23 protein-coding genes and 1 pseudogene are annotated in these 24390 nt (G+C 43.3%); 6 read left to right on the top strand and 18 right to left on the bottom strand.

The window, feature by feature from the left end:
* The 6 genes from DP116_RS02505 to fdhD form a co-directional block, all read right to left on the bottom strand.
* On the bottom strand, window positions 1–1164 hold a 1164-nt coding region (locus tag DP116_RS02505; protein ID WP_246275446.1), incomplete at its 3' end, for an acetolactate synthase large subunit.
* Between the two features lie 47 nt (window positions 1165–1211).
* Window positions 1212–2579, bottom strand: coding sequence for an NAD-dependent succinate-semialdehyde dehydrogenase (locus DP116_RS02500; protein WP_169153668.1), 1368 nt, complete (start codon window positions 2577–2579; stop codon window positions 1212–1214).
* A 363-nt stretch (window positions 2580–2942) separates the two neighbouring features.
* Window positions 2943–4547 (bottom strand): adenylate/guanylate cyclase domain-containing protein, encoded by a 1605-nt coding sequence (locus DP116_RS02495; RefSeq protein ID WP_169153667.1) that lies wholly within the window; start codon window positions 4545–4547, stop codon window positions 2943–2945.
* A gap of 181 nt (window positions 4548–4728) precedes the next feature.
* Window positions 4729–5610 (bottom strand): ribosome biogenesis GTPase YlqF, encoded by an 882-nt coding sequence (gene ylqF, locus DP116_RS02490; protein ID WP_169153666.1) that lies wholly within the window; start codon window positions 5608–5610, stop codon window positions 4729–4731.
* Between the two features lie 620 nt (window positions 5611–6230).
* A complete protein-coding gene (locus DP116_RS02485) occupies window positions 6231–6602 on the bottom strand; it encodes a VOC family protein (protein WP_169153665.1) in 372 nt (123 codons plus the stop codon).
* 77 nt (window positions 6603–6679) lie between these two features.
* Complete coding sequence (gene fdhD / locus DP116_RS02480; protein ID WP_169153664.1) at window positions 6680–7519, bottom strand: formate dehydrogenase accessory sulfurtransferase FdhD; 840 nt, start codon at window positions 7517–7519, stop codon at window positions 6680–6682.
* A 55-nt stretch (window positions 7520–7574) separates the two neighbouring features.
* Here fdhD and DP116_RS02475 point away from each other — a divergent pair, with 55 nt between their 5' ends.
* Together DP116_RS02475 and DP116_RS02470 are read left to right on the top strand one after the other, a co-directional pair.
* Entirely contained in the window at window positions 7575–8318 is a 744-nt protein-coding gene (locus tag DP116_RS02475; protein ID WP_169153663.1) for a phosphotransferase enzyme family protein, read from the top strand.
* Window positions 8319–8347: 29 nt separating this feature from the next.
* Complete coding sequence (locus tag DP116_RS02470) at window positions 8348–8563, top strand: hypothetical protein (RefSeq protein WP_169153662.1); 216 nt, start codon at window positions 8348–8350, stop codon at window positions 8561–8563.
* On the opposite strand, the gene DP116_RS02465 is transcribed toward DP116_RS02470, so the two are convergent.
* Window positions 8550–8846: a helix-turn-helix domain-containing transcriptional regulator gene (locus tag DP116_RS02465; protein ID WP_169153689.1), complete on the bottom strand. Its 297-nt coding sequence runs from the start codon at window positions 8844–8846 to the stop codon at window positions 8550–8552. The two genes, DP116_RS02470 and DP116_RS02465, sit on opposite strands and share 14 nt — an antisense overlap.
* Before the next feature lie 52 nt (window positions 8847–8898).
* The gene (locus tag DP116_RS02460; protein ID WP_169153661.1) at window positions 8899–9177 is read right to left on the bottom strand and encodes a type II toxin-antitoxin system RelE/ParE family toxin; all 279 of its coding nucleotides are present in this window, start codon (window positions 9175–9177) and stop codon (window positions 8899–8901) included.
* 315 nt (window positions 9178–9492) lie between these two features.
* Here DP116_RS02460 and DP116_RS02455 point away from each other — a divergent pair, with 315 nt between their 5' ends.
* Together DP116_RS02455 and DP116_RS02450 are read left to right on the top strand one after the other, a co-directional pair.
* On the top strand, window positions 9493–10101 hold the full coding sequence (locus DP116_RS02455) for a TetR/AcrR family transcriptional regulator (protein ID WP_169153688.1): 609 nt from the start codon (window positions 9493–9495) through the stop codon (window positions 10099–10101).
* Between the two features lie 49 nt (window positions 10102–10150).
* Window positions 10151–11767, top strand: coding sequence for a DHA2 family efflux MFS transporter permease subunit (locus DP116_RS02450; RefSeq protein ID WP_169153660.1), 1617 nt, complete (start codon window positions 10151–10153; stop codon window positions 11765–11767).
* Between the two features lie 178 nt (window positions 11768–11945).
* On the opposite strand, the gene DP116_RS02445 is transcribed toward DP116_RS02450, so the two are convergent.
* From DP116_RS02445 to modA, 3 genes are all read right to left on the bottom strand, one after another.
* Complete coding sequence (locus DP116_RS02445; protein WP_169153659.1) at window positions 11946–13700, bottom strand: CAP domain-containing protein; 1755 nt, start codon at window positions 13698–13700, stop codon at window positions 11946–11948.
* 513 nt (window positions 13701–14213) lie between these two features.
* Window positions 14214–16436 (bottom strand): FdhF/YdeP family oxidoreductase, encoded by a 2223-nt coding sequence (locus tag DP116_RS02440; RefSeq protein ID WP_169153658.1) that lies wholly within the window; start codon window positions 16434–16436, stop codon window positions 14214–14216.
* A 595-nt stretch (window positions 16437–17031) separates the two neighbouring features.
* Entirely contained in the window at window positions 17032–17853 is an 822-nt protein-coding gene (modA, locus tag DP116_RS02435; protein ID WP_169153657.1) for a molybdate ABC transporter substrate-binding protein, read from the bottom strand.
* A 44-nt stretch (window positions 17854–17897) separates the two neighbouring features.
* On the opposite strand from modA, the gene DP116_RS29905 reads away from it, so the two are divergent.
* Entirely contained in the window at window positions 17898–18023 is a 126-nt protein-coding gene (locus DP116_RS29905) for a hypothetical protein (protein ID WP_281357355.1), read from the top strand.
* Window positions 18024–18110: 87 nt separating this feature from the next.
* Here DP116_RS29905 and msrB read toward each other — a convergent pair whose 3' ends face one another.
* From msrB to DP116_RS02395, 6 genes and pseudogenes are all read right to left on the bottom strand, one after another.
* Complete coding sequence (msrB, locus tag DP116_RS02425) at window positions 18111–18521, bottom strand: peptide-methionine (R)-S-oxide reductase MsrB (protein WP_169153655.1); 411 nt, start codon at window positions 18519–18521, stop codon at window positions 18111–18113.
* A 477-nt stretch (window positions 18522–18998) separates the two neighbouring features.
* Window positions 18999–19967 (bottom strand): RsmB/NOP family class I SAM-dependent RNA methyltransferase, encoded by a 969-nt coding sequence (locus DP116_RS02415; RefSeq protein WP_169153653.1) that lies wholly within the window; start codon window positions 19965–19967, stop codon window positions 18999–19001.
* A gap of 198 nt (window positions 19968–20165) precedes the next feature.
* Window positions 20166–20417, bottom strand: coding sequence for a hypothetical protein (locus tag DP116_RS02410; RefSeq protein WP_169153652.1), 252 nt, complete (start codon window positions 20415–20417; stop codon window positions 20166–20168).
* Between the two features lie 284 nt (window positions 20418–20701).
* Window positions 20702–22537, bottom strand: a complete 1836-nt coding sequence (sppA, locus tag DP116_RS02405; RefSeq protein ID WP_169153651.1) for a signal peptide peptidase SppA — start codon at window positions 22535–22537, stop codon at window positions 20702–20704.
* A gap of 289 nt (window positions 22538–22826) precedes the next feature.
* Window positions 22827–23084: pseudogene (locus tag DP116_RS28925) on the bottom strand (type 2 isopentenyl-diphosphate Delta-isomerase); the annotation flags it as partial.
* Window positions 23065–23202, bottom strand: a complete 138-nt coding sequence (locus DP116_RS02395) for an MgtC/SapB family protein (protein ID WP_169153650.1) — start codon at window positions 23200–23202, stop codon at window positions 23065–23067. The gene DP116_RS02395 and the pseudogene DP116_RS28925, both read right to left, overlap by 20 nt.
* Window positions 23203–23613: 411 nt before the next feature.
* On the opposite strand from DP116_RS02395, the gene DP116_RS02390 reads away from it, so the two are divergent.
* The gene (locus DP116_RS02390; protein ID WP_169153649.1) at window positions 23614–23877 is read left to right on the top strand and encodes a DUF7219 family protein; all 264 of its coding nucleotides are present in this window, start codon (window positions 23614–23616) and stop codon (window positions 23875–23877) included.
* Here DP116_RS02390 and DP116_RS02385 read toward each other — a convergent pair.
* The gene (locus tag DP116_RS02385) at window positions 23874–24089 is read right to left on the bottom strand and encodes a hypothetical protein (RefSeq protein ID WP_169153648.1); all 216 of its coding nucleotides are present in this window, start codon (window positions 24087–24089) and stop codon (window positions 23874–23876) included. The genes DP116_RS02390 and DP116_RS02385 overlap by 4 nt on opposite strands.
* Window positions 24090–24390: the final 301 nt, after the last annotated feature.

Here is a 24390-nt window from a genome sequence, read left to right as displayed (position 1 = left end):
GAGACAGATCCACATTTTGTGTGCGCCAACGTCTGAGATGACGATATCTTCTGGTCCCATCACTTGTCGCAAGTCATAAATTAATTTTTGAGGCTTAATTGGAAACCCCTCATCATGAGCATACTCTTCGTAGTCAGCACGGATATTTGTCCGTAAACTGATAGCATGAGGATTAGGCTTACCTTCCCGGTCTGCAAACTTTAAAATTTCAAAGAGGGAATCAGAAATATTTCCTACGACTTCAACGTTAGGGATATAACTACTATCAATTTCTGCAGGGGTTACGCCAACATGAATAATGGGAATTCTCCCATCGGGATTCCATTTTTTGGGGGAAAACTCAATCAAATCATAGCCAATAGCAATCACTAAATCTGTGCTATCAAAGCCACAGGTAATGAAATCTCGCTGTTGCAATCCTACTGACCACAAAGCTAAGGAATGAGTGTAGGGAATCACACCTTTGCCCATGAAAGTGTTAACAACAGGAATATTCATCTGACTAGCAAATTGTGTGACGGCATCGCTTGCTTGGTCGCGAATCGCCCCATTACCAACTAAAATAATTGGGTTAACTGCTTGGGAAATTGCTGCGGCTGCTGCCCTAATACTTGCAAAAGAAGCGAAGGTTTTTTCGATGTTGTCTTTACGCAAAGGATAGCCTTCTGCAGGCATGGCAGCAATATTTTCTGGCAAATCAATGTGAACTGCGCCGGGTTTTTCACTTTGTGCCCGCTTAAATGCTTTGCGCACAAGTTCTGGTGTAATACTGGGGCGGACAATCTGTTTATTCCACTTTGTCACTGGGGCAAACATCGCCACCAAATCTAAATATTGATGGGATTCGATGTGCATTCTATCTGTGCCGACTTGTCCGGTAATTGCTACCAAGGGGGCACCATCAAGGTTAGCATCTGCTACCCCAGTCATCAAGTTTGTTGCCCCAGGACCAAGAGTCGAAAGACAAACTCCTGCTTTTCCTGTCAGACGTCCGTAGACATCCGCCATGAATGCTGCACCTTGTTCGTGACGGGTGGTAATAAACTGAATGGAAGAATGTTTCAGCGCCTCTAAAACGTGTAGATTTTCTTCCCCAGGGAGTCCGAAAACGTATTGCACTCCTTCATTTTCCAAACACTGTACGAGTAATTCAGCTGTGTTCATATCTCCTCTTATTGTTCCTCTGGGTTGATTGCACCTGATGTGGTTTGTTATTTCACCCACACAGTTTTAACATTGACAAACTCATGTATACCTTGGATACTCAGTTCCCTACCATATCCAGAACGCTTGATTCCACCAAAGGGTAAGCGGGGATCGGACTTTACCATACCGTTGATAAATACCGAACCTGCTTCAATTTCTTCGATGAGGCGATCGCGTTCTTCGGAGTTCTTTGTCCAAGCACTCGCGCCTAAGCCAAATGGTGTGGCGTTTGCGATTCTGATCGCTGCGTCAATATCCGGTACACGAAATAACATCGCCACCGGACCAAAAAATTCTTCCTGCGCCACTGGATTATCTGGGGAAATATCCGTGAGAATTGTTGGTGGATAGTAATTACCAGGACGATCTGATAAAGCATGTCCACCTGTTAAAACTTTTGCCCCATTCTTAACACCTGCTTGCACCTGCTGGTCTAAGTCTTTGATAATATCAGGAGTTGCCAATGGACCCAAGTCAGTTTCTGCTTGCATCGGATCGCCAATTTTCAGCGCTTGAAATTTCTCTAGTAGTAGCTTTTCAAACTTGTCTGCTATTGTCTCAACGACAATGAAGCGTTTTGCTGCAATACATGATTGCCCGTTATTCAACATTCGCGCTGTTGTTGCGGTGGCTACTGCTGCTTCTAGGTCTGCGCTTTCCAATACAATAAATGGGTCACTTCCTCCTAATTCCAGGACGGTTTTTTTAATCTGTTTTCCTGAAGCTGCGGCTAAACTTGCCCCTGCTGGTTCGCTTCCTGTCAACGTTGCTGCTTTGACGCGATCATCACTCATCAAGTCAGCAACTTTGGCAGCACCTATCAATAGAGTTTGAAATACGCCTGTTGGGAAACCTGCTTTGTGTATAATTTCTTCTATTGCTAAAGCACACTGTGGGACGTTGGAAGCATGTTTGAGTAATCCGACATTCCCTGCCATTAGTGCAGGTGCAACAAATCGGAACACTTGCCAAAAGGGAAAATTCCACGGCATGACTGCGAGAATAATGCCTAATGGCTGGTATTTGACAAAACTATGGCTTGCATCGGTTTTTACGGTGACATCAGCCAGAAATTCAGCAGCGTGTTCAGCGTAGTAGCGACAGACCTGGGCACATTTTTCTACTTCGGCGATCGCCGCTTTCAAAGGCTTGCCCATCTCCAACGTCATAATCTTGGCAAAATCTGCTTTTTCTTGCTCTAAAATGTCAGCAGCTTTTTGCATCCAAACAGAGCGTTCTTGAAAAGAAATTTTCTGATACTTTTCAAAAGCCTGTTGTGCCAAATCTAGTTTCTGAGCGATTTCTGCATCGTTTAATGGCTCAAAAGTTTTCAGCAACTCTCCAGTTGCAGGATTAATTGTGGCGATAGCCATACCCTGACCTCCCCGTTAAAAATTTACCTAGGGTAGCATCCATAAGTTGCAGACACCCTTTATGGAAGCTACATTTCAAATTGTAGTCTTTCAAAAAATGCTTATCTACTTTCAATTGCAATTCAAATTGAAACAACCTATACATATTTTCTATGTATTTATGCTTACAATCTCCACTAAGCGAGTATGCATTTCACTGACCCTGGTTGATTGTAACAGGAGGTGACACTGTGATCAAAAATAAATTTCAAATTTAATATCTTTTTTAGGTTTGGATTATGAAATTAGGTCAGAATAACTCTTAAACCTAAAATCATAACCTTTATAGCCCTATTTTGGCAGTTTTATAGAAAAAATCTTTGATTAGTGCATCTTAGTTCGATAAATCTTGACTAATCGATTGATACCTTTGAAACGATAATCTCCCATTTCTAGGAAGGACGAGGGTTGTGACAGCATTGTGTAAGTATCTTCACTGACAACACATTCACCTGGTGGGCAAATTGCTTCCATCCGTGCAGCCAGATTAATTGTGGCTCCTAATGCTGTATAATCGACCCTTTGAGAACTACCAACATCTCCAACCACAGCCTTACCACTGTTAATAGCAATTCGCAATTGTAGTGGTTCGGTCCAAAAATTTTTGGCATTAAGATTTTCCAGACGAGTTAACATACCCATAGCAGCAGTGACAGCGCGATCGGCATGATCCGGTTGTGGTTCAGGAGCACCAAAAAATGCCATAATACAATCGCCAATATACTTATCCAAAGTGCCACCGCCAGCAAACACCTCTTGCAGCATCTCCTCAAACAAATTATTGAGCAAGTCGGCAATGTCAGTTGGCGTCAATCTTTCTGAAATTGCCGTAAAACCGACCAAATCAGCAAATAAAATACTAATTTCACTTTCTTGTGGAGGTAAACGTCCATTTGGCAATGCACCAACAGCGATCAACTGCTGTACAACTGCTGGTGAATGATAGCGTTCGAGTCTTCGGCGAATGACTTCTTCGCTTTTGAGTTTCTCGGCCAACAGCCAACGTTGTACACTAGAAGCCACAAGGTTTGCTAAGGCAGAAAAAAAGCTCAGTTCTTCTTCTCCTTCTTCTGCCCAATGATGAGAAGACAAATGAGCATCAGCGTAAAGAACACCAACAACCTTATTCTCATCCCATAAAGGCACCGCCATCGCGCTACGAATACCTTTGACTAGAAGACTATTTTCTCCTGCAAACCTTTCATCGTTTTGAGCATCAGCAGTTTGAATAGCAACTTTTTCCTCGAAGACTTTTTGACATATACTACGACTAATCCAACTGCCATCAGCTGGCAGATCTTCTTGGTAAGAGATATTTCTCGTCGCAGCGTTTAATAGTTCTAGTTTACCAGACCCACTAACATCAATTAATAATCCCAAACGGTCAATACTATTGAGGTAACGAAACACGACTTCTTGAACTTGAGAGAAAATTTCCTCTATTGAAGCTGCAGCAGATAGGTTTTTGGCTATATTGACTAAGTCTTTCAGGCGGGCGATCGTTTTGTCTTTGATGCCAACATCACCACAGACATTATCAGCGAGAATCCATTGCTGTTGCAATTGTTCAACGTCGCGAAGAATTGTTATTCCTGGCGAAACAACTCCCTGACTGAATATTGATGAGTCAACAGAACTCAACACGATTGTCAGACACACATCCCCTAGCCAAATAATATCGCCGTCTTGCAACTGTTGAGGAGAATTAATCAGATGTTCGTTTAATTGAGTCCCGTTCTTGCTGCCCAAATCCTCAATAGTCCACGTATCGCAAGGAGTTTTCATAATCCGGGCGTGGTAACGTGAAACTCCTCCGGAGACTAAATATAAATCACATTGTGGTAAACGACCGATAGTAAAAACATCTTGATGCACCGTAACCGTTTTTTCAGAATTATCCTCTTTTAGGCGCAGTTTCAGTTTAGTCATGACCTTTATAAAAATCCATTCTGGACGCAGAGAATGCCAGCATTGATAAAGCAAAGGATATATTCAGGGTTCACTTTTCACTTTTTCAAAGATTGCACTCTCAATAGCATTCCAACGACCACAAATAGATTACCCAACCCATCAACTCCTGGCGAGTATGGTCAACATCTTGCCCTACTGCTTATCCAGGTGGTAACTCTAAAGGAATTTCACCTAAGAAACCCTTACGAAAATCTGTTAGTAGCGTACGTGCAGTTTTTTCGACGTCACCTTTATAACGATACTCTGCTAAAGCAAACATATATTCTTCTCCGGTTAGGGAAGTCGGGTCAAGTTTGTAACGTGATTCTAACGGCTCCTCTGGTATAAAATCAGCAGTATTAACTCGGAGATTTTTCAATATATCTACTAAAGTTGCTGCGACTATTTGATTATCGTAAGATGCGTCACCGATATCGTCACAAATGGCTAACTTCAAAGCTGCTTCTTGATTTTCCAACTTAAGAGGAATAACACCAGGGGCATCCAGCAATTCCAATTCCTCAGAAATTCGCACCCAACGCAATTGGCGAGTTACCCCAGGACGCGCTGCACTTTCCACCACTCGCCGTTTCAATAGACGGTTGATAAGGGCTGATTTACCAACATTGGGAAAGCCAATCACCACAGCACGGACTGGACGAGGTAACATCCCGCGACTGTTCCGACGTTCATTAATCGCGCCTCCAGCCGCTTGCGCCGCTTTTAACACCGCAGCCACCCCTTGACCATGTTGGGCATTGGTAAAATAAGGTACTTCACCCTGACTCTTGAACCACTTTGTCCACACTTGCTGGACTTGTGGCAAAATCATATCAACTCGGTTTAGCACTAATACCCGTGTTTTACCTGCCACCCATTCTCCTATTCGGGGATGGTGTGTTGCCAAAGGAATGCGGGCGTCGCGTACTTCCAGTACGACATCAACAAGCTTGAGATGTTCTTTTAATTTTTTTTCAGCTTTAGCGATGTGTCCTGGATACCATTGAATAAGGTTTAATTTATAGTTTTGAGTTATTGACATTTATTCTTTATCCTTCGTCCTTCGTCCTTTGTCAAATGACGAAGGACTGTTGATTATTGACTGGCAAACTGATGAAATGAAATCTATAGGTTGTGTTAGCAAATTGTAACCTATCACTGAATAGAAAAATATTAAAATAGTAAATAGCTACCTACACAGTTAAGCAGCGTATAGTGGAGGATGCCCGAGCCGCAATCAACGCCTTCCATCATTTGTCTGGCGGATGGGTCTTTACCCAAGCGATGAAATTCATAACTGCTGACTGATAACTGATAACTGTTAAAAACTACATATGTAGACAGATTAACACAGATAAATCATCCCTGTGCATTTGTGTTAGTGTATGGTTTCAATTTCATGACATTAACATTTGCAAGAGTCTTACTTTGACACTCTGCGCTCTTTTGACACGCAGATTCTTCGGTCTAGCCCAGTCTCCCATGAAACTGTATTCACGAAGTTACCCCTTACTATTTCTAGAACTGTTTCACAACAGTATTAGGGGAGAGTGCGAGACTCTGGGGACTGCCAAAACCCCATTGAGACTCACACTTCGGAGCTTTCACGCTCCCGAGCGAATTAGCGTAAAACTTTAGCCATAATAGTAGTGAATAAAACATCTACTTTGACTGATGTATAATTATCCTGTTACCATCTGGGTCATAGGCGTAAATTTCCCTACCATGAGAAGCAGTCATCACCTCTTTTGGTGGTGAACACCCCAATACGCTTAGGTAAGCAATAACACTTTCTAAATCACTCACCTCTAAACACAAACTCACCTTACTTTTAGCTGAGTTTTCAAATTCAGAAAAATGGATTTGTTTGGGTTGAAAAATACCTAATTTGAAACTAGGAAGTCGGAACTCAGCATAAATATTTGGGATGTAGGTAGTTGGTTCTATACCGAGAAATTGGGTATAGAAACCAACTAAGTTTTCTATCTGAAAAGTTGCCAGAGTGACGAATGCATCAGTGTATTGAAAAGTCATCTCAAGGATAAAGTCAAGTTCTTATTCTGCTCTTGTAACTGCTGTAGCTGGTTTGTGTTGAATATCCCTCTGGTGGGTCACCTAAAAACGCTTATTCTCTCCAGACCAGTGTAGACGTTGAAACGTTCCCCTCGCAAAAATCCAATGAGAGTAATCCCAAATTCCTTTGCAACAGATACTGCTAAACTACTAGGGGCTGAAATAGAACAAACAATTGGAACACCAGCAGCTGTAGACTTTTGCAAAATCTCAAAGCTAGAGCGTCCGCTTACCATTACGATATGATGACTTAAGGGTAACTGCTCACTCAGCAAAGCTGAACCTATCAATTTATCTAAAGCATTGTGACGCCCTACATCCTCATGCAAGTTCAGCAGCTGTCCTTGGTCGTCAAACAAAGCCGCAGCATGCAGACCTCCTGTAGCGTTAAATATACCTTGAGCCGCTCGCAGCTTATCTGGTAAATTGTAAATAATTTCAGCAGTAACAATGGGTTGTGGAAGAATAACCGGACAACCCCGTAAACGCAAAGCCTCTAGACTTGCCTTACCACAAACTCCACAGGCACTTGTTGTATAAAAGTGTCTTTCCAAAGGCTGTAAATCTGGATTCAAACCCTCTCGAAGGGTAACATTTACAATGTTTTGACGTTGCTCGCCATCTACATCATCTACGCAGTAACTCATACGTAAAATGTCTTCTTTATAACTAACAACCCCCTCACAGTAGAGAAAACCAGCAGCCAGTTCAAAATCTGCCCCTGGTGTTCGCATGGTCACAGCTACTGTCTTTTGGGGAGAGACAAGGCGAATTTCCAAGGGTTCTTCTGTGGTTAGTTGGTCTTGTCGAGGGCGTACTTGAGCTTTTTCTACTACCCAGGTTGTGGTTTTGGTCTTGCTTCCAGGATGTTTAATCATTGGTCATTAGTGATGAGTTAAGTGTATTTAAACCTAGCAGCGTTAAAATTTCACTATGACGCCTGATTCAACAGAAAAGCAAATTACCCTGAGTTCTGAAATTGCTCATTTAGCAATCCATCAATATGAGTTCGATTTAGTCAAACTCGAACTGCTACGTCACTGGGAAAACACCACGTTCAAATTATCTACCAATAAGGGGAATTTCTTGCTTCGTGTGCATAGGGGAGTCTACTGTACCATACAAGACATTGAGTGCGAAGCAAAAATCATCGAATACCTTCGCAGTTACAATGATTATACATATCAAAAACCCATCCGAAACCGTTCGGGTAACTTTGTATCGATTGGCACTGCTTCCGGAAGCTCGAAGCCAGTTTCAATACTTTCATGGATTGATTACCCACCAATAGGTTCTCATAATAGTGACTTAAATGTATTCGTAAAGCTTGGGCAGCTTATAGCCCACATTCACAATAAACTCTCAGAATGGCAAAAACCAAGGGATTTCAAACGACCAGCACTTGATGCAAATGGGCTTACCAGTGCAAATGGAGCCTTAGGATACGCACCATTCGGCTATAGTTATTTAGACAGCGAAACAGCCAATGACTTTCAAGCAATCCATAATCGGCTGTTGGACATTGAAGCAACGATTGGACAAAATCCCAACGTCTTCGGTCTGATTCATGGAGACTTACATCTTGGTAATGCTCTCTATGATGGACACTCCATTATCCCCATCGATTTGATGACTTGGGCTGGGGATATTATGTTTATGATCTTGCCGTACCTTTAGCAATATACTGGGCAACGTCTGATTATCTTGTGATCAAAACAAACTTACTTGAAGGATATCGATCGCACAGAGAACTGAGTCTCGAAATTGAACAGCAACTCCCGTTATTCATAGCAGCGCGATGCGTTCTTGGGGCTTTATGGTTGGCTGGAAGATCCGCAACAAACCCAGCAGTCAGACAAGTTGCATCGGAGTGGATACAAGTGAATGCGAAGAAAGTCCAAAATATTCTCACCTTGACTTAACTGTTACTGCCAACTGCAATCCCAATGCATCCAGCAAGGCACTTAGACAAGAAAATTCAATTTCTCCTTTCTCGGATAACATCTGGTCAAGTTTGTCGTAAAATTGCTTAACTTCTGGATAAAGTTTATCAACTCCACCTTGTGCCTCAATCACATTTTTCAGCGCCTTACCTAACATTTTCGGCTCGCCTTCTTCTAAAACAACTTCAATATAAGCTGCTGCTTCTAATGGATCTTTGAGGTCCCAAATCAGTTTTTCGTGATAGCTTGTACTTCTAGGCATCATCTCTACTCCTATAGTCTTCCAAATATTCCTTCGCTCTGGGAATGTCTTTTTATTGAGTGCTTTTATCACCACGACACAAAAGAATAATAATTGTTAACCCTTCTTGCCCAAAGTATATCCGGTAGCCAGAACCATAATCTATTCTCAGTTCAAAAACTCCATCTCCAACTGACTTATAATCGCCTAAATTACCCTGTTCCACTCGGTCAAGCCTTGCTCTGATTTTAGCTTTTGCTCTTCTATCTCGCAGAGAATCAAACCACTCCGAAAAAGTATTTCTCCCGTCATCTGTGAGGTAATTCCTAATCTCCCTTGGTTGTACTTCCATGATTTTCAGGACAAGTTTATTTCCTCTACCTTTCAAACAGTGAACAGTGAACAGAGTCAGCGATTTCTTAACCCCCCTTAACTTGGTAACCCTTCGGGTTCGCCAGTCGCCTCTGTCGGGAAACACTCATCAAGCGCTGGCTCACTGATAACTGGTAACTGGTAACTGGTAACTGATAAAACTGCAACTTGCCGTCATTTAAATATAGCCTGAAAAACGCCATATCTGGCGACAAGCCTCACAAGCCTCTCTCTTCGCCAACCCACTTTAAACCAAGTATCACTATAATGTAAGTAAGCACTTGCATACAAAATGATGAACAAAACTGCTCGTTCTGTCGCCCTTACGCGTACCCGGATAATTCAAGCTGCCATGCAAGTTTTTGCTCAGCAAGGATTACATGGCGCGACAACCCGTGAAATTGCTCGTGTTGCAGGCGTTAACGAAGTCACTTTATTTCGTCACTTTGCCAGTAAAGAGCAACTGTTGGGTGCAGTTATTGAGAATGCGCTGGCACTTCAGACAGAAACCCTTTCCCAACCAGAGGAATGGACTAATGACTTGTGGACGGATTTAAGACATTTCGCCCAGCTTTACAACACCATGCTGGAAGCAACAGAAGACTTAATCCGCACTTTCATTGGGGAAGCCAAACGACATCCAGAAGCAGCGCGACGCGTGATGCAAGAAGCTACCAAGCCGGTCAAGGAAAAGCTTATAGCTTATCTGCAAAATGGTCAGGAAAAAGGAACAGTGCGAACAGATGTGAATCCAGCAGTGGCTATTGATATGTTTACAGGGATGCTGCTTGCAGGAATGTTACGGCGCAATGCGCCATCTACTTCATTAAGCTACACCAAACAAGACTACCTCGAATCTTGCGTTGATATTTTTGTGCGAGGTATCAGTACAGCTGTTATTTAATTTTTGAATTTCATTTTTAAATTTAATTTTTCAGGTTTCATCATTATCTATGGCTCGCACTCAAACTCGACATAAAGCATCTGACAAGGCTGAACCGGGGTGGCTGAAGTGGGCGATCGCCATCACAGCGTCCCTCGGTGCTATATTGGAAGTCATTGATACAAGCATCGTCAATGTTGCTTTGACAGACATGCAAAGCAGCTTGGGAGCAACTATCACCGAAATTGGTTGGGTTGTGACAGGCTATGCACTCGCCAACGTGATTTTGATTCCGTTGACTGCTTGGCTAGGCGACTATTTTGGGCGCAAGACTTACTTTATCTTTTCTCTAATTGGCTTTACTATCTCCTCTATTCTATGTGGATTTGCTGTGAATCTCCCCATGCTGATTATTTCGCGGATTTTGCAGGGACTTTGTGGGGGTGGATTATTGGCAAAGGCACAAGCAATTTTGTTTGAGACATTTCCACCCAGTCAACAGGGGTTAGCACAAGCAATCTTTGGGGTTGGTGTGATTGCAGGTCCAGCGATTGGTCCTACACTGGGAGGTTTCTTGACCGATAATTTAGGATGGCGGTGGATTTTCTTCATTAACCTGCCGTTTGGTATTCTCGCTGTGGTGATGGCTTTAACGTTCTTGCCAGGCGATGACAAAAACCACAAACCAATCAGCAATAAAGTGGATTGGTTGGGGATTGGATTGTTGGCGATGCTCCAGCAGGGAGCCGCCCAAAGGGCGATCGCACTCGGTTGTCTGCAAGCCTTCCTAGAGGAGGGAGAAAAGGAAGATTGGTTTGAATCTGGTTTTATTACCACACTGGCAATTGTTAGTGTGATTGGGCTAGTGCTGTTCATTTGGCACGAGTTGACTACTGATAGTCCTGCAGTAAATCTGCGAGTCCTGCGACACCGTTCGCTTGCTGCTGGAAGTCTCTATTCTGCTGTGCTAGGAATGGGACTTTATGGTGCTTTATTTGCAGTGCCCATCTTTGCTCAAAGCGTACTGCATTACACGGCAACTCAAACCGGGATGCTGCTGTTTCCTGGTGCGTTAGCATCTGCCGTAACTATGCTGATGCTTGGACAAATCACAAGTAAAATCGATCCCCGTGCAATTATTGCTGGTGGAGGCATTCTCACCAGCTTAGTCATGTTTCAGCTTGCAGGCATTAACCCAGATACAAGTAGCGATGACTTGTTTTATCCCCTACTTTGGCGGGGTGTCGGCACAGTAATGATGTTTCTACCTTTGAGTTTAGCAGCCCTTGGTCCTTTACCCAAGCAAGACATCTCTGCCGGTTCAGGGTTTTATAACCTCACCCGCCAGTTGGGTGGAAGTATTGGAATTGCGGTGCTGACAACATTGCTAGCGCAACGGCAAGCATTCCATCGAAAAATTCTGGTTGAGCATGTCACCCCCTACGATGATGCGACCAATCAACGTCTATCAATGCTGGAAAGCGCTTTACAAAATCGTGGAGAGGATGCAGCAACAGCACATCAACAAGCACTCCAAATCATAAATCAAACGATTGATACCCAAGCTCAGATTTTGTCATTTGAAGATATCTTTTGGATTGTTGGAGTCGCGTTTTTGGTAACATTACCCCTCCTCTTGCTGTTGGGTAAACGAAAACCTACAGCAGATTTGCCATCAGCTCACTAATCCAAGTTGCGGGTTATAAACGTCTGGGTGATTCAGACTTACCCAGTGGTGCGATACGCGCTCGTCGCGTCTGCCCTTTGGGCAATCGCCCGTGATCGCTCATGAAAAAATGTGTGGTTGCGCGTAGCGCAACCACGAGTTGAACTAACTTAAGACAAATACTAACCCATGATGCTGCTTACACTAAGCTTGGAGTTGGTATTGTGTTTCCTGGTGCTGCAATCAAACTCTTAGTATGATTAAACATCCCATTTTCAATTGGCAAACACTTGTCCATCCCAAGCCCTGGCAATGGCTCAGTGTTTCCAACATTGGTTACTAAATTTTTGATCAAGTCAACGTTTTCACCCTGACTAGCTACAAAAGTAGGATATCCAGGATCGGCTTCAAGCCTGTCGTAGCCCATGCCATCACTTTGTTGACCTGTAAGTATGTCACTAGGATCTCCTCCGGTAAGGGAGTCGCTTGAATGATAAATGCCGTTCACCAATTTGTCACTGACCAAGTCAAGCTTGACATTTTTCGAGTCAATCTTTGCTGTATTTGTGATTGCCTCGTTGAGTTTACCCTCTGAAAAGGTAACTTTATAATCTCCAGGTTCAAGTGCCATTTGATAACCACCTGAACTGGAGGTTTGAGTTGTGAACAATTTGTTGTCTGACTGACGAACTGCCTCGACCTTAATGCCTCCTAACCCCTCTCCAGGAGTGTAGAAGTCATCATCCTTAACTAGGTCGTTATAAGCTACCCCAGTTAAGAAGGTATTGTCTGATGCAGGTTTTCCAAAAAACTCAACGACTGATGATTTTGTCAAGTTTTGGCCATCACTAGCTTGCTGACCTAAGAAATCGATACCAGCCTCTTTCCAGTCTGAGTTGAAGAAGTTGGCACGATGTCCACCGCTTCCGTACAAGCTATTATGTCTTTCTTCAGCGTACTGAGTTGCACTTTTGGGTGTAGACCCACCTCCCATAGCGAGGTTTTCGTTCGCCTGCGAACTCTGAGGAGCCGTCATATCATAGCCAGCTTTATAAGCCCTTTCCCAAGGCGAGCCACCGTCACCATAGTGAGAGATTGTACCAGTTTGCTCTTGCCACTTGTTATGGTCTTGTGCCGCTTTAGACAGCGTGGTATTCCAAGCTAGAGGCTGCTTCGCTTCGTAAGAAATACTTTGTGGACTGAGTCCCTGTGTCAGAGGAATATTTTGACGTTGTTCCTCAGCCTGAGGATTAGCGCGAGCTCGGTTAATCAATTCGAGCATATACTGCTCGTACGCTGTAGGCTCAAAAGAGTCAGAAGATATCGGAGGCTTAGGGATAGTCTGATTCGAGTTAGGACTACCACCTTGATTGGAAGTAGATTCAGGTGGAGTTGGCGTGGAAACAGGTTCCGAGGGAAGGGTAGGCGTGGAGACTGGTTCCGAGGGAGTGGTAGGATTGGAAGTAGCTCCCGGTGGAGTTGGCGTGGAGACTGGTTCCGAGGGAGGGGTGGGGTTGGATGGTATCTGTGTGTTAGATTCAGAGCCTGGTATATAGCTAGCGGGGTTCGTATCACCGCTACCAAAGTTTTGAACCCAATAGTTCTTCTCAAAACCAACGCCAAGATCTTTATATTGGGATCTAAGGATATTAGCTCGGTGTCCAGGGCTGTTCATCCAAGCTTGAACAACCTCTCCAGGTGTTTTTTGACCCGCAGCTATATTCTCCCCCATTGTTTGAGCTTCATAGCCAACTGCTTTAGCTCGATCCCAAGGTTGAGAGCCATCCTGTCCAGTATGACTAAAGAAACGATTTTCTGACATCGTTTGTGCATATTTATCGGCAGTATAGTTCAACTCGGCATTTGTTTGCAATGGTTGAAGACCAGCCTTGGTTCGTTCTTGGTTCGTTAGTTCAAATACCTGCTGCTCGAATGTCGTGTCTTTTGATTCCATGAATCTGTCCTCTTAAAGATTTGTTCGCATGAAATCAGCAAGAATAATAATTCTGCTGCATTTTGTGGTAGAAGCAAACCTGAAGAGGGTTAAGTCACGAGTGAAAGTAATGTCTAACCTCTGTGGGCATAGTCTAACATAAATTTTTTAGCAAAATCTAATTCATTCTTCCCACCTTTCCACGACGTTGATTGTGGCTCCAACTATTGCAATGACTCGGATAGAGGTCGATTTTGCCGCTCACATTTAGCAAATTATCATCTCCGACGCTGATGGTGATAAAAATTGTTGATGTGACGATTTTTATCTGCACGCCACGTGCTACAACCTATCTATTACCCTTGGAAACAAACTGTCCAAAATTGAACTGCGACTTATTAATTAGTTAAGTATGAAATTACGTTGTGGAGGGGGTCACTCGGCGCTTCGCCGAGTTATTCAACTACAAACTTCATCAGGAAACCCGCCGAGTGTCTGCGTCCAACGCTGGTGCATCTGTGGTTCCAAATAACCTTAAATCTTTTCCAACCGCACCACAGCATTATAGTCTGGCACTCCTTCGCGCGATCGCTTACTTTTATCCAGCAACACATTCCCCTCGGGCCAATGTACCTGCAAATTTCCTGGTTTTATGGGTGCTGTGTACACTTTTCCTTTTAAATTACCAAGCTCGTTTGTCAGAATAACTACATCACCATCATTCAATCCAAAGTGTTTGGCATCTACCTCATTGATCAAAACCGCCTCGCGTACTGCCCCTGTAATCGCATCCTTACGCTCTTGTACCATAGAATTAAACTGCTTACCTCGACGCGTAGCTACTAGGAAGCAACCTTCTGGTAATTCTCGCTCTCCACGAGACACCACCGCAAAATGAGCTTTACCATCCGCAGTTGGAAAATTCCAGCCAAAGCACAGATGTGAACCACTATACTGAAACTGGTCGCCTGCTTCCTTGAGGTGTTGAATTCCAGCGTATTGCAGGACAACTTGGGCAATTTCTTGACGCATAGCAGCAGTATCAACAAAAGTCAACTTGTCTGCCAACTCAGGATGCACCCGCCTTGCCAATTCCATAAACACTTCCCACTCTGGACGCGCCTCTCCAATACGGGGACCAAGAATTTCTGGGCTGAAAATGACTCGGCGTTCAGTGCTGGTTTCTGTGACTCCCCCTGGTATTTCGTAGCGAGTTGTTGCAGGTAACAGCACCACAGTATCTGTTGGTTCCACAAGCATTTGGCTAGAAAGAACAATATCCATGTGTACTCGCATTGGAACCCGTTTGAGGGCATCTTCTACATAATCAGGTTCCGGCAAAACCTCCAAGAAATTCCCACCTACAGAGAACAACACGTCTAACTGTCCCTCAGATGCTGCATGAATCATTTCTGGAGCAATCAAACCTTTTGTGACTGGCACATCAAAGCCCCAGAGTTTGCTCAACTGAGCAGCATTTTCTGGGATAATAGGCTTACCACCTGGAAAGACTGTCGCGTAACATCCCATTTCTGCACCACCTTGTACCCCAGAGTGACCGCGAATGGGCATCAAACCGCAACCTTCCCGACCAACAAAACCTTTGGTAAGAGCCAAGTTAATAATAGCTCGCACGTTGTCTTCGCCACACTCATGCTGGGTAATACCCATACTCCAGACAAAGACAGCTTTATTTGCTTCTCCAACCATTTTGGCAAAAGCATACATTTCATCGCGTTTCGCTCCTGAAAGCCGCTCTAACTCTTCCCAAGATTGAGTTTCAAGGAAAGCTTTAAGCTCATCAAATCCAGCAGTGTAGCGGTTGATAAACGAATCGTCTACCCAACCGTTGGCAATCATATGCTTGATTGTCCCATTCAAAAATGCCATGTCCCCGCCCATGTTTACCAAAAAGAAATCTTCAGCAAACTTAGTACCAAACAAAGCACTTTCTGGAATTGAGGGAACCCAGTATCGCTCCATCCCTGGCTCGCGATAGGTATTAATCACGACTATTCTTGTACCTGCCTTCTTGGCATTGTGCAGATACTTAACGGTGACAGGTTGATTGTTTGCTACGTTTGAGCCAATGAAAACTAATAAATCTGTGCCAATCCAGTCTTTGTAAGAGCAGGTGGTTGCAGCAGCACCGATTGCACTTTTGAGACCAGCGGTACTAGGAGAATGACAGATACGGGCGGCGTTGTCAATGTTGTTGGTTCCCATCGCCCGCACAGCTTTTTGAGTAGCGTAGTATGTTTCGTTGACGGTGCCTCTGCTGGTAATATAAAAGCTTAAGCGGTCTGGCGTCGTGGCGCGAATGCGACTGGCGATCGCTTCCAATGCCTCATCCCAGTTGACTCGGCGAAAGCCTTTTTCTGCACTCTGGCGGATCATTGGGTAAGGAAGCCGTCCCAACTCGCGTAGTTCAGCACTCTTTTTTGTCTGCAACGCAGAGACATCCGCCAAAATTGCAGGGTCAAAAGCTGGCATTGTGTTCATCTGCAAAAGCCGCAATCGGACATTGCAGACATGAATTCCATCTACTGTCCAATCTTTCATCCCGGTTGTCCCCAAAGCGCAACCATCACAAACACCCTTATTCAGGATGTTCCACGCATAAGGCAACTTGTGACGAGATAGCCAAATGGCACGAAAAACTTCCCAGTAGTTATTTGGATATTGCTCGCCAATACCAAAGGGCTTCCAACTTGCCCAATGTGAGGGTGTCCAATGCTTTTTGGGTTTAGGCAACATAATGAAGGAGCGCAGAAACTATTAGCTGAGTATGTACTCGTTGACGCACCTACTATTATATGTCGCCATTGTCAAGATCGATTATCAGAAGCTTGACTAAAACTAAGGGTGTAGGGGTCTAGGGGTGTAAGGGTGTAGGGGTAATACCGTTTCACTTTAAAGTTAGAACATGGTGGGCAAGTGGGGAAGTAGGGGAAGTAGGGGGAGTAGGGGGAGTCAAATGTATCAGGATTTTTGTGAAAGGGTATAACGTGCGATCTTCCTGGTGGTGCACCCCTATTATCCAGCCTTTGAAGGTTCAAGCCCACGCCAGATGTCTCAAGTCGGGAGACCCTTTCGGCAGTCGCAGCCTACGGCTCGTCGCTCCGCTAACATGGGGAGCCAGTACTTGATGAGGGTCTCCCTCACTTGGTATCTGGCGTTGGAAACCCCCAAGACCTCGGAGACTACCCCCGGCACTGTCCTCCCCAAGACGAGCCACTGCGCATGAGGAGGGTTTCCCTCCCTAGGCATGTGGCGTCCGCGCTGGCTCACTTCTGACTCAACAAGTGCTGAATTCTTACGTTTTTAAAACCAAATAACTAAACTCCAGGGTTTAACGGCTCATTGCAGGTACTTTTGCAGGTTGGACGATAAATCCATATTTCTTGAGTACAGTCTGAGCTGGCTCGCTGGTTAAAAACTGGACGAATTCCTTGGCAGCATCAACATTCTTACTGCTTTTGAGCACTGCCATTGGATAAACAATCGGGGAGTGGGACTTGTCATCAGCGACAACTGCCACTTTTACCTTATTAGAGATTTTGGCATCCGTTGCATAAACAAGACCAGCATCAGCGTTACCGCTTTCCACAGATGCCAGCACTTGACGCACGTTGTTGGCGTAAACAAGTTTGGGTTTGACTTGCTGCAAAAGGTTCAATTTCTCCAGAACTTGCTCACCGTATTGACCTGCAGGAACACTTCTGGGTTCGCCGATCGCAATTTTCTTCACTTTGGCATCTGTGAGAGTGTTAAAGCTGGTGACAGCTGTAGAGTTACTAGGCACAACCAAAACTAGACTATTGTTTGCCAAGTTAGTACGGGTTCCTTGAACTAATAACCCCTTTTGTTCCAAGGCATCCATTTGCTTTTTCCCAGCTGAGATAAAGACATCTGCGGGTGCACCTTGCTCTATCTGTTGCTGTAAAGCACCGGAAGCACCAAAGTTGTAACTCAGGTTGATATTTGGTTTACTTTGTTGGTATGTAGTCTTGATTTCCTCCATCGCATCTTTAAGACTGGCGGCTGCAGATACGAGGAGGTCAACCTTGGATTGTGCTACCACAGCAGATGGATCAAACAATCGCAAACTAAGTGCCAAAAGCAAGCTAGCAATGACTATGCTGATAAAGGGAAAAAATTGTCTTCTTTTCATAACACAGCTGGACTTACAGAGATCTTCTTTTAATGAAATTGCGGTTGGTAGAATCGTACCAAGATTACCCCACAATTACCAAGAAGATTGGTAAAATAATGCCAGGAAAAGAACTAGGAAATGTCATCAATGGCGATGCTCCCAATGGATGTAACCCAAAGGGAGCATGATGTGCAAGGTAAAGTTATGATTCCTGCTTTATCTGACGCTAACCCTCTCCTTAATAAGGAGAGGGTGCCGGAGGCGGGTGAGGTATATTACTCTTGTGGGATAAACTTTAGAGCAACACCGTTAATGCAGTAGCGTTTACCAGTGGGTGCGGGACCATCGTCAAACACATGACCCAAATGTCCACCACAGTTATTGCAATGCACTTCAACTCTGGTCATAAACAACGACTTATCTACAGATGTGCCAATTGCAGTCTCAATTGGGTTAAAAAAGCTAGGCCAGCCAGTACCGCTGTCAAATTTAGTTCCAGATGTAAACAGTGGCTGACCACACGCAGCACACACATAAGTGCCTTCAGCATACTGCTTATTGAGTGGGCTGGTGTGAGGACGTTCTGTAGCATGTTGACGCAATACACAAAACTGTTCCTGTGTCAACTCTTCACGCCATTCTTGCTCAGTTTTGTTGATTTGTGAGTTGCTGTTTGAAGTTGCCATAATTGCTAAAATTTGTGTTGTATCGTGTGATGAATGTGTTCCAGTGTTGCTGTTGTTGAGTTGCTAAAGAACTCTGTCATCGAGTTATGAAATGATGACATACCCTGTTTACTAGAATGATTTCTGTTCGTGAACTAGCGCTGATAAATGACTTAAAATTAGCTGAGAATGCGGCTATATGTTCTGAAAATGTTGTATCTGAGCCATTTCGTCAGTGCCTGATGCACGGATTTCACTTAACTCTCACCAGCTTGATTGGTAAACAACTTATCTACCTGGTAAAGTTCTCACAATATTTAGTTTTACATAAAACCAAAAGAAAATTTATTGCAGATATCACGACAAAAGATTCGGTATCCACTAATGAGGAGGTTAATCAACAGTACAACTGACGAGCCTAGACAGGCTAGCATAAATATGCTATTGCCTTTCCTATTTGATTTGTGAGAATTGAAAGCCACAGATCCCCGACAACTTTTACGAAGTTCGGGATCTTATTGCTATATTCATCCAAACTGCTGATAAAGTCTCGACATATATCTCCTTTATCTCACCCTCTTCAGTATTTTTAAACAGAACTGTAAACGCACCTGCACCCAACCTATCTTGAGGAAACATCCGATAAGAAGGCACAGAAGTTAAATGCGACTGATAACCTTGTAAATGATTAATCTCAACTGCCTGAAACTGAGGGAATCTTTTTAAAAACCATTCACAAACCTCCTCATTCTCCTCTGGAGAATAAGTGCAAGTCATGTAAGCGAGATACCCTTGCGGTGCAACTATTTGAGCAGAATTTGCTAGAATTCTTTTTTGCCGATTGGCACTTTTATTAATAGCAGTTGGATGAAAACATCCAGGTGCTTTTTCCCCTTTAGCAAGTAAAGATTGTCCGGTACAAGGGGCGTCCACTATAACTAAATGACTAGAAAAAGGTATTCTTTCAGCAAACAAACTAGAATCTTTACTAACTACGACAGAGGAGTTAATCTGACAACGTTTTAAGTTAGAAATTAACATTCCCAAGCGTTTGCCAATGACTTCGTTACTGATTAACAATTCAGGTTGTAAACTTTTCCAAGCAAAGATACTCTTGCCTCCTGGCGCAGCACACATATCAAAAACTAATTTAACAGGGCTAGGAATTGTTAACAAAATGGAAGCTGCGAACACAGAAGAAAAATCTAGACAATAAAAATATCCTTGTTCATGTAGGGGATGTTGACCTGGTCTTTCTCCAAGTGATAAACGGTCTATGAATTGTGGTTGCCAAACTGTCGGTGTTTCTACAGAAAAGGGAGAATTTTTAGGCTTTTCTTGACACCAAAGAATACAGGGATGAAAAGGTTTGGGATGAATTAAAGTTTCAACAAATATCTCTTGTTCATCTAAGTTGTGAAATAAACGACGTGAAAGTTTAACTAATAAATTAGAAGCCTTTTCCATAAATTTTTGTGAAGTGAATAAGTATGTCAATGTAAATATGTTCAACGCCCAAAAACCCGGCTTCTCCAAAAAACCGGGTTTATTCATCGCTATTATTTTAAGTTTAAATCTGTTTCCTGATTCAGTTAAGTATAAGTAATGGGTTTGCAACTGCGCTTAAAGGCAGCTAGCTACGAGACCATAAATCAGCAAACTCTTTCAATCTTCATGCCGATGTTGCCATGCTGCACCAAAAGCTGCCCCAGCCCCAACTATCAAACCAGTGCTCATTCCCTCGATAGTTTTGGTCGTTTGATCCTGGGTTAGACATTCATTCGTAACTGTGCTGGCTTGCAAACAGGAATTGCTCTCTGCCCAATTTGCGGTACCTCCGACAATCACACCAGCCAAACTACAGGAAACGACAAGAAGCAAAAGACGTTTGGTTTTTATGTCCTTAGGCAGTTGCATAAAATCTCATGAATGGTAAGTAGTCCATAACTACTTTACACGTCCATACTGTTCTTGTCACCAGCTCAGATGTTAACTCTTTTTGCACAGATGAGGAGGTCGGGAGATGGGAAAGTGAGAAAGTCAGGGAGTGAGGGAGAGGAGTTGCCAGTTATCAGTTACCAGTTACCAGTTACCAGTTACCAGTTACCAGTCGTCAGTTATCAGTTATCAGTTTTCACTGTTTACTGTTCACTGTTTACTGTTCACTGTTCACTGTTCAGAGTTCCCTATTCCCTGCTATATCACTCAATCTTCAAGTTAAAGGGTAAGCGAGCATAGATACCCTGTGGATCGTTCATCTTCCGCAGAATTGCTAATTCCTGTTGCAGTTTTTGGAATTCGCTCATCAACGGATCTGGTGCTTTGAGTTGCACTTTATCCACGCCTAAAACAGTTCGTGCTTGTTCACTCACCTGTCCAAAAAAGCGTTCTCTGAGATTGCCTCCTTTGGGATATTCTTGTAATTGCCAATTATCTCCCAGATTTGCGGCAGTAGCTGCGTATTTAACAGCAGCATCCAAACCACCAATGTCATCCACCAAACCTATTTTCTTTGCTGCTGCACCAGACCAAACTCGTCCTTGAGCAATTTCAGCGACTTTTTGCTTGGGAAGTTTGCGACCTTGGGCGACTTTGTTAAGAAACGTATCGTAAATTCGATTAACACTACGCTGGTATATTGCCAATTCCTCGGGAGATTTAGGGCGAGCAACAGTTTGAGTATCAGCATAGCGGGCAGTTTTCACTGCATCCCAGGTCACACCATTGTCATTTGCCAGTTTTTGGAAATTAAGAATTTGTCCAAACACGCCTATCGAACCTGTAATTGTGTTAGGTTCAGCAAAAATGCGTTTAGAATCTGTAGCAATCCAGTAGCCACCAGAAGCGGCGACATTACCCATCGACACGATAACGGGTTTTTTTTCACCAGTCAGCCGTACTTCCCTTTGTATTACTTCAGAACCAGAAACGCTACCACCTGGACTGTTTATCCGCAGGATCACAGCTTTGACGTCTTCATCCTGGCGTAACCGACGGAAAATTTTGGCAAAGCGATCGCCCCCCACATCTCCATCATCTCCCTGTCCATCGACAATCTCTCCCTCAGCATAAACCACCGCAATTTTATTTTTCGAGTTGCGTTCAACAGCTAAAGACTTTCCAGCAACTCCGGCATAATCTTTGAGGCTGATTTGAGCGAATGTCTTATCTTCCTTATCGCTGTTGGTCAACTGCTTAAGATCCGCAACCACCTGATCAAAATATCCTACTTTATCAACTAAGCGATTCGCTTTGGCTTGATCTGCTAACAACAAAGCTTGATTATCTGCGATCGCCTGCAACTGTTGCGGTTTTATTTTGCGACTTGCTCCTACCGTAGCACGCCACTCTCCCCAAACATCATTCAACAATTCCTGAGTTTGTGCGCGGTTTTCTGGACTCAGCTTTGTGAGTATAAATGGTTCAACTGCTCCTTTGAACTTACCTACCCGTACAATCTGAACACCAACACCATACTTCTCCAAAGCCCCAGCATAGAACATTGGCTGAGTGCTCAAACCATTGATTTCCATTCCTCCTAAGGGGTTAACCACAATGCTATCAGCCACAGAACTTAAGTAATATTCTTTTTCCCCCCAATCCATCCCATATGCTATAATCTTCTTCCCAGCAGCACGGCACTTTTCCAACGCCTGACGGACTTCCTTGAGGGTGGCAAAGCCTGTGACTCTACCTTCTGTGGCGTCAGTTGCATCCAAGTATATACCAACAATTCGTTTGTCACGCCGTGCTTTGTCCAAAGCCTCCAGAACTGTGTGGAGTGAGATTCTTTTGTTATCGTCACCTGATAATGCATTTTGAAGCAATTCACTAGAACTTGGCTGACCATCAGTGATGTTTGTAGACAAATCAAAAACCAGCACTGATTTATCTTTCACAACAGGACCGACATCTTTGGATGAGGCTGCTGCAAACAGTAGAAACAACAGTCCAGTCGTTCCCACACCGCAGAAAATGAACAGTCCCAATAGGCTTCCGAGTAGGCTGGCAAAAGTTTGTTTGAGAAAATTACGCATATTTTTTATCAGTCATTAGTCATTAATTGTTAGTCATTAGCCATTAGTCATTAGACTGAGGACTAATCACTTCGTATCTTCTTAATATTTCCACTTAATTCCTCACTCTTACTACCCAATAACCTAAAAACTAAGGGTTTTTATTTTTCTTTTATTGTAAGAATTCAGGAGCCAGAATTCAGGAGTCAGAATAGTTAAAGAATCAGGAGAACATTTGAGGAAATGAATATACCAATAATAGACTCCTTATAAATTCTGGCTTCTGACTTCTGAGTGCTGAATTCTTACCTTTTATTTGTCGTAAACTTTTTGAACACTTCAGTTGTTCTAGTGTAGCGTTACCAGTACAAAATAGCACCGTGATGATTTCGGCAAATAACACTTTAGCTAAAGCGTAAACAGCGGCTTCTCTTTGGGAAGCCGCTTGCAAAAAAGGCATCACTAACTCAGCAATGTCTGCTCGCAGTGTTAGCGCTTTTACGATATGTAATACATCATATCATCCACCTGAGGCAATCAAAAGCACATCAGGAACTACCAGACGAATCAGCAGGTCTACCAGCTCGCTCACGGTTCATACCAATCACAACACCAATGAGTAGAGCTATGGTTAGCCGGAAAACTACACTCTGCCAATCGTTTGGACTGAAAAACATATCACTCATTGCACACCCACCAAGAAGCTAGAACAGATACCCAAGCATCGACCAGCGTCTTGAGTGGAAACAAGCTCTCCCAAATCGCTAGATTGTGTTTGATGCTGCCATGTTATAGTTTTAAGAACCTTAGTTAAGTACGGTTATTCTCTCGAATTTTCGTATTTTAATCTTAAGTTTAGGTTAAAAAACGAATCTTTGATGGAATTGTTGAAAAAACTTATGAAGAGTAGATCAGTCTAGCGCATAGATGAATCAAAACAACAAGCTCTCATTTTTGCTTTTTACTCACTTAGTTGGTATTGTGGAGGTTTAGGAAAAATATACGTAAGCATTTGTAAGCTAAATTTTTATAAAAGTTACTTTAATTAAATTTAGATTAAATGGTATTAAAGTAAATTATAAATAGGAAGTACACTCATGGAACACTCTCATCAAAGAGACAAAGAAAAACTTCTCTACCCTCGCGCTCGCTACTACGGTCAAATCAAGCCAGAAAACTTAGTGTTTAACGCCAATCTCCAAGAATTTTCTCAGAAGGTTAGCTACATCACTTGTTTAGAAACCTCAGGGAAACTAGCACCACACGAAGCTTATGAAAATATCAAGGCACTTTGGAAACAGCTCAAACGCAGCAGAAAAGAATTGGGAATTGGCAACGAATCATCATCAGACATCACCTAAGATATCTCAAAATCATCGTTGACGACCTCAAACTCTTTTGAGTTCAAAGACACGACAATGTCTTCTGAATCCACCCGAATGAGCCAGCGTTCACTAGGATAATCGCCTGATAAAACTTCTTTGGCAAAGACTTTTCCAACTCGTCCAGCCACATATGCTGGACGTAGAATCAGCACTTTATCTCCGATTTTAGGGGCAATGGCACTTCTCAACTACAACTTTCAAAAATGGACTGAATATACGGTAAAAACCGATGTATTCATAACCTTATATTAACCATAAACACGATGAAAATCCCCCTTAAGATATACATCAATGGGGATCAACAGTGTTGTGGCGACTACAAAGGGTTCCCCCGAGTGTGCAACAGCCGCGTTGTGTTAGTCTATGCCTTAGGTGCGTCATAGACTTATAAAAAACGAAAAACCTCACCCCCATCCCCTCTCCTTATTAAGGAGAGGGTTGGGCAAACCCTCGACAAGGATGGACAACCCTTGTATTTTTGCGGCGTAT

Origin of the sequence: Brasilonema bromeliae SPC951, from assembly GCF_012912135.1 — a bacterium.
Classification (GTDB): Bacteria; Cyanobacteriota; Cyanobacteriia; order Cyanobacteriales; family Nostocaceae; genus Brasilonema; species Brasilonema bromeliae.
Note: the sequence above shows the minus strand (reverse complement) of the source record. Positions and strands in the feature narration are given on the sequence as shown.